Origin of the sequence: Thiocystis violacea (assembly GCF_016583565.1) — a bacterium.
Lineage (GTDB): Bacteria > Pseudomonadota > Gammaproteobacteria > Chromatiales > Chromatiaceae > Thiorhodococcus > Thiorhodococcus violaceus_A.
The window spans coordinates 1-574 of record NZ_NRRF01000267.1 but is presented as its reverse complement, the minus strand read 5'-3'; the positions used below and the strand labels follow the sequence as shown (position 1 = coordinate 574).

Genomic DNA, 574 nt, shown 5'->3' with positions numbered 1-574 from the left:
TGCGGTGACGATTCGCCTCAACCCCGCTGCCTCAGGGGGATACGAGGTGGTTCGCACCACGACATTTAACCCGCGCGCAGCCCTTGAGCTCATCAGGGACGAGATGCCCGAGGCGTTTTTCGCGGTCGAAGACTTGGGAAGAGGATTCCGCGTCACCAAGGAGTTCCCCATGGGTGAACTCGTGGGCGAACAACTCGTGGTCGATTTTGAATCCCTATGCCAAGACGAGGTGACCCGCGTCGTGATCAGGGCGCCGGGCGCAGATGTCGAACACTTTGACTCGGTCGTGAAGCGCATCGGCCTCAATGACGTCACGTATGCTGTGGGCTATTCGGCGTGGCTTGACCTGACCCCTCCCGGCGTGTCCAAGGCGTCGGCGCTCGAGGTCTTGCGCGAGGAGCTGGGCGTCGACCCCGCTCACACCGTCGCGGTGGGTGACGGTAACAACGACATCGAGATGCTGCTGTGGGCGCGCGACTCGTATGCGATGGGCAACGCCCCCGAGCGCGTGATCGAGGCGGCCGGAAGCGTGGCGGGCCCTGTTGACGAGGACGGGGTGCTCGACGTTCTCAAC

The 574-nt window shown here is 63.6% G+C and carries 1 protein-coding gene; it reads left to right on the top strand.

What is annotated here, in order from left to right; translation table 11 throughout:
- Positions 1–169 precede the first annotated feature (169 nt).
- A partial coding sequence (locus CKO23_RS25145; RefSeq protein ID WP_207168705.1) for an HAD family hydrolase occupies positions 170–574 on the top strand: 405 nt, incomplete at its 3' end.